Source organism: Pseudomonas sp. MF6394 (assembly GCF_002018845.1).
In the GTDB taxonomy this organism is placed as follows: Bacteria; Pseudomonadota; Gammaproteobacteria; order Pseudomonadales; family Pseudomonadaceae; genus Aquipseudomonas; species Aquipseudomonas lactis.
On sequence record NZ_MVOJ01000037.1, the window covers coordinates 69,971 to 78,221 of the forward strand.

The 8,251-nt window shown below is 61.0% G+C and carries 7 protein-coding genes; 4 read left to right on the forward strand and 3 right to left on the reverse strand.

Going from position 1 to position 8,251, the window contains the following annotated elements:
* Nucleotides 1-119: 119 nt before the first annotated feature.
* Together MF6394_RS28160 and MF6394_RS28165 are read left to right on the forward strand one after the other, a co-directional pair.
* Nucleotides 120-1,181 carry a M4 family metallopeptidase gene (locus MF6394_RS28160; RefSeq protein WP_047711415.1) on the forward strand — a complete coding sequence of 354 codons (1,062 nt, stop codon included), beginning with the start codon at nucleotides 120-122 and terminating at the stop codon, nucleotides 1,179-1,181.
* A gap of 29 nt (nucleotides 1,182-1,210) precedes the next feature.
* Nucleotides 1,211-1,516, forward strand: a complete 306-nt coding sequence (locus MF6394_RS28165) for a protealysin inhibitor emfourin (protein ID WP_069558270.1) — start codon at nucleotides 1,211-1,213, stop codon at nucleotides 1,514-1,516.
* A 34-nt stretch (nucleotides 1,517-1,550) separates the two neighbouring features.
* Here the strand turns inward: MF6394_RS28165 and MF6394_RS28170 are convergent, their stop codons facing one another.
* Nucleotides 1,551-2,945 (reverse strand): aldehyde dehydrogenase family protein, encoded by a 1,395-nt coding sequence (locus MF6394_RS28170; RefSeq protein ID WP_078468008.1) that lies wholly within the window; start codon nucleotides 2,943-2,945, stop codon nucleotides 1,551-1,553.
* A 103-nt stretch (nucleotides 2,946-3,048) separates the two neighbouring features.
* Between MF6394_RS28170 and ptrR the strand changes: the two genes are divergently transcribed.
* A complete protein-coding gene (ptrR, locus tag MF6394_RS28175; RefSeq protein WP_078468009.1) occupies nucleotides 3,049-3,942 on the forward strand; it encodes a putrescine utilization regulator PtrR in 894 nt (297 codons plus the stop codon).
* Nucleotides 3,943-4,021: 79 nt separating this feature from the next.
* Here ptrR and MF6394_RS28180 read toward each other — a convergent pair whose 3' ends face one another.
* The gene (locus MF6394_RS28180) at nucleotides 4,022-4,231 is read right to left on the reverse strand and encodes a hypothetical protein (RefSeq protein ID WP_005789784.1); all 210 of its coding nucleotides are present in this window, start codon (nucleotides 4,229-4,231) and stop codon (nucleotides 4,022-4,024) included.
* A 101-nt stretch (nucleotides 4,232-4,332) separates the two neighbouring features.
* Entirely contained in the window at nucleotides 4,333-5,529 is a 1,197-nt protein-coding gene (locus tag MF6394_RS28185; protein ID WP_047711411.1) for an amino acid aminotransferase, read from the reverse strand.
* A 343-nt stretch (nucleotides 5,530-5,872) separates the two neighbouring features.
* On the opposite strand from MF6394_RS28185, the gene uvrB reads away from it, so the two are divergent.
* Nucleotides 5,873-7,888 carry an excinuclease ABC subunit UvrB gene (gene uvrB, locus MF6394_RS28190; RefSeq protein WP_003192575.1) on the forward strand — a complete coding sequence of 672 codons (2,016 nt, stop codon included), beginning with the start codon at nucleotides 5,873-5,875 and terminating at the stop codon, nucleotides 7,886-7,888.
* Nucleotides 7,889-8,251 lie beyond the last annotated feature (363 nt).

Below are 8,251 nucleotides of genomic sequence, written 5' to 3' on the forward strand. Positions count from 1 at the left end.
GCCTCGGATAAACACCACTGAAACACAAACTCATGACAATTTGGCCCGGGTGGCGATCCCAGGGCTATCCTGAAAATCGTTACCCGGACGTTCATCACACGCCAAAAAGGAGCCAGCTCATGTGTGTTCGCCAACCGCGCAATCCGATTTTCTGCCTGATTCCGCCGTACATGCTCGATCAGATCGCTCGCCACGGCGACAAAGCCCAACGGGAGGTCGCGTTGCGCACGCGTGCCAAGGACAGCACGTTCCGCTCGTTGCGCATGGTCGCCGAACCCGCCAAAAGCCCCGCGCGGATGGCATTGGCGGTGGGCAGCGAAAAACAGCGCTCGATCTACAGCGCCAACAACACCGACAGCCTGCCCGGAAAACTGATCCGTGGCGAAGGGCAACCCGCCAGCGGCGATGCTGCGGTAGACGAAGCCTATGACGGCCTGGGCGCGACCTTCGATTTTTTCGACCAGGTCTTCGACCGCAACTCCATCGACGATGCGGGCATGGCCCTGGACGCGACCGTGCACTTCGGTCAGGACTACAACAATGCGTTCTGGAATTCGACCCAGATGGTGTTCGGCGATGGCGACCAGCAGTTGTTCAACCGCTTCACCGTGGCGCTCGATGTCATCGGCCATGAGTTGGCGCACGGTGTGACCGAGGATGAGGCCAAGCTCATGTACTTCAACCAGTCCGGCGCGCTGAACGAGTCGTTGTCGGACGTGTTTGGCTCGTTGATCAAGCAATACGCGTTAAAGCAAAAGGCCGAGGACGCCGATTGGTTGATCGGCAAGGGGCTGTTTACCAAAAAGATCAAAGGCACCGCCCTGCGCTCGATGAAAGCACCTGGCACCGCCTTTGATGACAAGCTGCTGGGCAAAGACCCGCAGCCGGGGCACATGGATGATTTTGTGCAAACTTACGAGGACAATGGGGGCGTGCATATCAATTCCGGCATTCCCAACCATGCGTTCTACCAGGTGGCGATCAATATAGGCGGGTTCGCCTGGGAGCGTGCCGGGCGTATATGGTACGACGCACTGCGCGATTCGCGGCTGCGACCCAACTCCGGGTTTTTGCGTTTTGCGCGCATCACCCACGACATTGCCGGCCAGCTTTATGGCGTGAACAAGGATGAACAGAAGGCGGTCAAGGCAGGCTGGAAAGCGGTGGGTATAAACGTTTGACGAAGCCGCCTGGGCGGCGAGGAACAGCCATGCGAATTTCAATCAAGGAAAGCGGTGGGGCGGCTTTTTTTCCGGGGCTGGCCAAGCCGCGTACGGTGGAACTGGACTCGCTGCCCGAACCCGACCAGCAGGAATTGCGGCAACTGATCGAAGCTGCCGATTTTTTCAAGTTGCCGCAAAGTACCGATCCCGAGCCTGGCAACCCAGGCCGGGTGCATTACACCCTGACAGTCGCGGAGGGCAAGCGCGAGCACACGGTTTGTGTGCTCGCGCCGGTGAATCCCCCGGCACTGGACGGGTTGGTGCAGTGCGTGCGGCGGCACATAAATTGTTGAAGCGCGCCAAGGCTGGTTTGTGGCTCTTGGCAAGCTACTTACGATCCAGCCACACCGTCTGCGCATTGCAAAACTCGCGTACGCCGAAGTGCGACAGCTCGCGGCCGAACCCGCTCTTTTTCACGCCGCCAAATGCCACCCGAGGGTCTGACACGCTGAAAGCGTTGACGAAGATCCCGCCGGTTTCCAGTTGGTCGGCAATCGCCCGCGCCTTTGCAGAATCGGCTGTGAAGATACTCGCGGTCAGGCCAAACTCGCTGTCATTGGCCAGCGCCACGGCGTGCTCGGCGTCGCGGGCGGTGATGATCGACGCCACAGGGCCGAACAGTTCCTGTTTGAACGAGGTCATGTGATCGGTGACGTCAGCCAGGACGGTCGGTTCGTAGTAATTGCCCGCGCCCGCGACTTTATGGCCACCCAGCAGCAGCGTGGCGCCTTCTTCCAGGGTCGCCTGGACCTGGCCGTGCAGTTCGTCACGCAGATCAAAGCGCGCCATGGGGCCGATATAGGTGGCGGTTGAGGTGGGCTCGCCCATCACCAGGGCGCGGCTGGCTTCAAGGAACTTGGCGGTGAAGGCTTCAACCACGCCCGCTTCGATGATCAAGCGCTTGGCGGCGGCGCAGACCTGGCCGCTGTTCTGGAAACGGCCGATCACGGCGGCTTGCACAGCGGCGTCGAGGTCGGCGTCGTTGAGTACGATAAACGGGTCGGAGCCACCCAGTTCCAGCACGCATTTCTTCAACGCGGCCCCGGCTTGTGAGCCGATGGCGATGCCAGCGCGCACGCTGCCGGTGAGGGTCACAGCGGCGATGCGCGGGTCGGCGATGGCCGTAGATACACCGTCCTGGGTCACGTTGATTACTTCGAATACGCCTTCAGCGAAACCGGCTTTACGCAGCGCCTGCTGGATCAGATACGCGCTGCCCATCACATTGGGCGCATGCTTGAGTACGTAGGTGTTGCCGGCAAGCAGGGTCGGCACGGCGCCGCGCAGCACTTGCCACACCGGGAAATTCCACGGCATTACCGCGAGGATCGGGCCCAGTGGGCGGTATTCGATCTGCGCGCTGCCGTTGTCCACCAGGGTGGGTTCTGGTGCAAGCATAGCCGGGCCGTTGGCGGCGTACCATTCGCTCAGTTGCGCGCACTTTTCGATTTCGGCACGGGCCTGGGCGATGGGTTTGCCCATTTCCAGGGTGATCATTTGCGCCATGTCTTCAGCCTGTTCACGCAGGGCAGCGGCCAGGGCCAGCAGATATTCGGCGCGCTGGCTTACCGGCGTGCGACGCCAGGTGCGGAAGGCATCGGTCGAGCGGGAGAGGGCGGCGTTCAGCTGTTCTGCGCTTTCATAGGCGTAGCTGCCGACGGTTTCGCCATTGGCGGGGTTGATCGACAGGGCGTGGGTCTGGTGAGAGATAGCATTGTTCATGGCACCGTCCGGCTGAATGAGTGGAATGGGGCCAGCGTACGGGGCTGTATGTTTTCTGGAAACTGAATAATATTAAGCAATACGTTCATGATTGGAGAATGACTTGAATCTGGTGCAGCTGGAAATCTTCAAGGCCGTTGCCGAGCAAGGCAGCATCAGCGCCGCCGCGCAGTTGATTCATCGCGTGCCATCGAACCTCACCACGCGTATCAAACAACTGGAGCAGGACCTGGGCGTGGAGTTGTTTATCCGCGAGAAAAGCCGCCTGCGCCTGTCGCCGGCCGGGTGGAATTTCCTCGGCTATACGCGGCGCATTCTCGACCTAGTGCAAGAAGCCCGTGCGACGGTGGCGGGGGAGGAGCCTCAAGGCGCGTTTGCCCTGGGCTCGCTGGAAAGCACGGCGGCGGTGCGTATCCCGGCGTTACTGGCGGCGTATAACCAGCAATACACCAAGGTCGAGCTGGACCTGAGCACCGGCCCCTCGGGCACCATGATCGAAGGCGTGCTGTCGGGCCGGCTGACGGCGGCCTTTGTCGATGGGCCGGTGCTGCATTCCACGCTAGAGGGTGTGGCGGTGTTCGAGGAGGAGATGGTGGTGATTGCACCACTGCATCACGCGCCGATCACCCGTGGCCAGGAAGTGAATGGCGAGAACATCTATACGTTCCGCTCCAACTGCTCGTACCGGCATCACTTCGAACGCTGGTTCTCACAGGATGGCGCGGTGCCGGGCAGGATCTTCGAAATCGAGTCGTACCACGGCATGTTGGCCTGTGTCAGCGCCGGGGCAGGGCTGGCGCTGATGCCACGCAGCATGCTGGAGAGTATGCCGGGGTGTGCGGCGGTAAGCGTGTGGCCGTTGACGGACAGCTTCCGCCTGCTCAATACCTGGCTGATCTGGCGCCGGGGCACCGTGTCGCAGAGCTTGAACAGTTTCGTAAAACTGCTGGAAGAACGCGGGTTTTGTAGGAGCGAGCTTGCTCGCGAAGACCGTTAACGATAACGCGGGCATTCTGGATGAACGCGGTGCCTTTGAGTTTTTCGCGAGCAAGCTCGCTCCTACAGGAGAGGTGGGGTCAGCCACCAAATTGCAGGGTGCCCATGGCCAGCTTGGCCATGATCGCCGTTGCACCCAACTGCACCAGCCACAAGGCCAGCCCACCCAGAAATACCCCCAGCGCCACTTGCAGCACCAGGCTCTTCTGTCGCTTGGCTTGCGGTGCGCGTGGGGCGTAGTCGTGCAGTTCGTCGCGGTCGGCGCGCAGGTCCAGGTCGTCGTTTCTCATAAAGCTCTCACAGCAAGGGGGCAGTCGGTGTTCAGTCTAGTGTGTTCGCCAATAAAAAGGGGGAAGCCCATGGCTTCCCCCTTCGTATAACGCTTGCCGGCTTACAGCACCTGGACAATCGCCTTGGTCACCGCACCAATGTTCGACTGATTCAGCGCCGCTACACAGATGCGACCCGTATCCAGCGCATAGATGCCGAACTCGGTACGCAGGCGGGTGACTTGCTCAACGCTCAAACCGGAGTAGGAGAACATCCCGCGCTGACGGCCGACAAAGCTGAAGTCATGGCCTGGAGCAGCCTTGGCCAGTTCGGCGACCATCTGCTCGCGCATGCCGCGGATGCGCAGGCGCATCTCGGCCAGTTCGGCTTCCCACTGGGCGCGCAGCTCAGGGTTGTTCAACACGGCGGCAACGATGGCTGCGCCGTGGGTGGGCGGGTTGGAGTAGTTGGTGCGGATCACACGCTTGACCTGGGACAGGATGCGCGCGCTTTCTTCCTTGGACTCGCTGACAATCGACAGCGCGCCAACACGTTCGCCGTACAGGGAGAACGACTTGGAGAACGAGCTGGACACGAAGAAGGTCAGGCCCGATTCCGCGAACAGGCGCACCGCGGCGGCGTCTTCGTGGATGCCATCGCCGAAGCCCTGGTAGGCCATGTCGAGGAACGGCACCAGGTTCTTGGCCTTGACCACGTCCAGCACGTTTTGCCAGTCGGCCGGGCTGAGGTCGACGCCGGTCGGGTTATGGCAGCAAGCGTGCAGCACCACGATGGACTGCGGCGGCAGGGCGTTGAGGTCTTCGAGCAGGCCGGCACGGTTCACGTCGTGGGTGGCGGCGTCGTAGTAGCGGTAGGTTTGTACCGGGAAACCGGCTTTTTCAAACAGCGCCTGGTGGTTTTCCCAGCTCGGGTCGCTGATGGCGACGACGGCGTTGGGCAGCAGTTGCTTGAGGAAGTCGGCGCCGATTTTCAGCGCGCCCGTGCCGCCCACGGCCTGGGCAGTAATCACACGGCCTTCGCTCAACAGCGGCGACTCAGCGCCAAACAGCAGCTTTTGCACGGCCTGGTCGTACGCCACGATGCCGTCGATCGGCAAGTAGCCACGGGCGGCGTGTTGCGCCACACGAATGGCTTCCGCTTCGGCAACGGCACGCAAGAGTGGAATCTTCCCCTCCTCGTTGCAGTAAACGCCCACGCCAAGGTTCACCTTGGTGGTCCGTGTATCGGCGTTGAATGCTTCGTTGAGGCCCAGGATTGGATCGCGTGGTGCCATTTCGACAGCGGAGAACAGGCTCATTTTTGCGGCAGCTCTATGGGGGGTAGGAGGGACGTGTCGCGCTCCAGCCGAATGCACTAGAGCGGTGCACAAACGGGGAGCTAGTATAGAGGCCATCACGGCTGAGAGCGACAACGGAAACGGCTTTTCGGCCATGTTTTTCGGTTTATTTGCTGACCGTTAGTCTTATTGCCACATTGGCGAGAAAGGTCGTGTAGGACGACGGCCTTGAAACCCGTCACATTCGACACCACTTCTACAGCTATCATGGTTTTTTCCTGCACCCTGCGATGATTATTCGCGGGTTGCTGAGCTATTTCGTCCCTGGCGGTGTCGAGTCTGGGGTGACTTCACGAGGTACGTTATGTCGGATTTCCAGCTCGTTACCCGTTTTGAACCCGCCGGCGACCAACCGGAAGCCATTCGTCAGATGGTCGAAGGCATCGAGGCCGGTCTGGCGCACCAGACGCTGCTTGGGGTGACCGGTTCCGGCAAGACCTTCAGCATCGCCAACGTGATCGCCCAGACCAACCGCCCGACCCTGGTGCTGGCGCCGAACAAAACCCTGGCGGCGCAGCTCTATGGCGAGTTCAAGGCGTTCTTCCCGAACAACGCGGTGGAGTATTTCGTTTCCTACTACGACTACTACCAGCCCGAAGCCTATGTGCCGTCCTCCGATACCTTTATCGAGAAGGATGCGTCGATCAACGACCACATCGAGCAGATGCGGCTGTCGGCCACCAAGGCGTTGCTTGAGCGCAAGGACGCGATCATCGTTACCACGGTGTCGTGCATCTATGGCTTGGGCAGCCCGGAAACCTATCTGAAGATGGTGTTGCACGTCGACCGTGGCGACAAACTCGACCAGCGCGAACTGTTGCGCCGCCTGGCGAGCCTGCAGTACACCCGTAACGACATGGATTTTGCCCGCGCCACCTTCCGAGTGCGCGGCGATGTGATCGATATCTACCCGGCCGAATCCGACCTGGAAGCCATCCGTATCGAACTGTTCGATGATGAGGTCGAAAGCCTGTCAGCCTTCGACCCGTTGACCGGTGAAGTGATCCGCAAGCTACCGCGCTTCACCTTCTACCCCAAAAGCCACTACGTGACCCCGCGCGAAACCCTGATGGGCGCCATCGAGGGCATCAAGGTCGAGCTGGCCGAGCGCCTGGAATACCTGCGTTCCAACAATAAGCTGGTGGAAGCCCAGCGCCTGGAGCAGCGCACCCGCTTCGACCTGGAGATGATCCTGGAGCTGGGCTACTGCAACGGCATCGAAAACTACTCGCGCTACCTGTCGGGCCGTGACTCCGGCGCGCCGCCGCCGACGCTCTATGACTACCTGCCGCCGGACGCCTTGCTGGTGATCGACGAATCCCACGTCAGCGTGCCGCAGGTGGGCGCCATGTATAAGGGCGACCGTTCACGCAAGGAAACCCTGGTGGAATACGGTTTCCGCCTGCCGTCGGCGCTGGACAACCGGCCGATGCGCTTTGACGAGTGGGAAGCCATCAGCCCGCAGACCATCTTCGTCTCCGCTACGCCCGGCAACTATGAAGCCGAGCACGCGGGCCGCGTTATCGAGCAACTGGTGCGACCCACCGGCCTGGTGGACCCGGAAATCGAAATTCGCCCGGCGCTGACCCAGGTCGACGACTTGCTGTCGGAGATCAACAAGCGCGTGGCCCTGGAAGAGCGGGTGCTGGTTACCACCCTGACCAAGCGCATGTCCGAAGACTTGACCGACTATCTGGCCGACCACGGCGTGCGCGTGCGTTACCTGCACTCGGACATCGACACCGTGGAACGCGTGGAAATCATCCGCGACCTGCGCCTGGGCACCTTCGATGTGCTGGTGGGGATCAACCTGCTGCGCGAAGGGTTGGATATGCCAGAAGTGTCACTGGTGGCGATCCTGGATGCGGACAAGGAGGGCTTCCTGCGCTCCGAGCGTTCATTGATCCAGACCATCGGCCGAGCGGCGCGTAACCTCAATGGACGGGCAATTCTTTATGCCGACCGCATCACCGGCTCCATGGAGCGGGCGATTGGCGAGACTCAGCGCCGTCGCGACAAGCAGATCGCGTTCAACCTGGAGCACGGCATTACCCCCAAAGGTGTGTTCAAGGACGTTGCCGACATCATGGAAGGCGCCACCGTGCCCGGCTCGCGCAGCAAGAAGCGCAAGGGCATGGCCAAGGCCGCCGAGGAGAGCGCCAAGTACGAGAACGAACTGCGCTCGCCGAGTGAGATCACCAAACGGATTCGACAGCTGGAAGAGAAGATGTACCAGTTGGCGCGGGATCTGGAGTTTGAAGCGGCGGCGCAGACGCGCGATGAGATTGGCAAGTTGCGTGAGCGCCTGTTGGCTGTTTGATTTGTGTTGATTGGGCTGGCGCTCATCGCGGCATAGGTATCTACACAAGACTGTAACGCTCAACGGTAACCACGATGCGAAGCGAGTCGCTCTTGATCTTGATCTGCTTTTGATCTGAAGCGCCCCGTCAAACCACGCTGGCCGGAATTCGACAGGGATTTGGGGGGTAAACCGGCAGGGATGCCGGTTTAGCCGCCCCGCGCCATGGATGGCGCGTGGCGGCGGCCCCCCAAAATCACTGGCGGATTACGGGCACACCGAGCCCAAGCGAGGTGCCGAGTGGTGGGGCAAGAGCGTTTTGCTTACTTTTGCGCTTTTCAAAAGTGAGCCGCCGTCAGGGCGGAACCCTAAGTGGCCGTTACC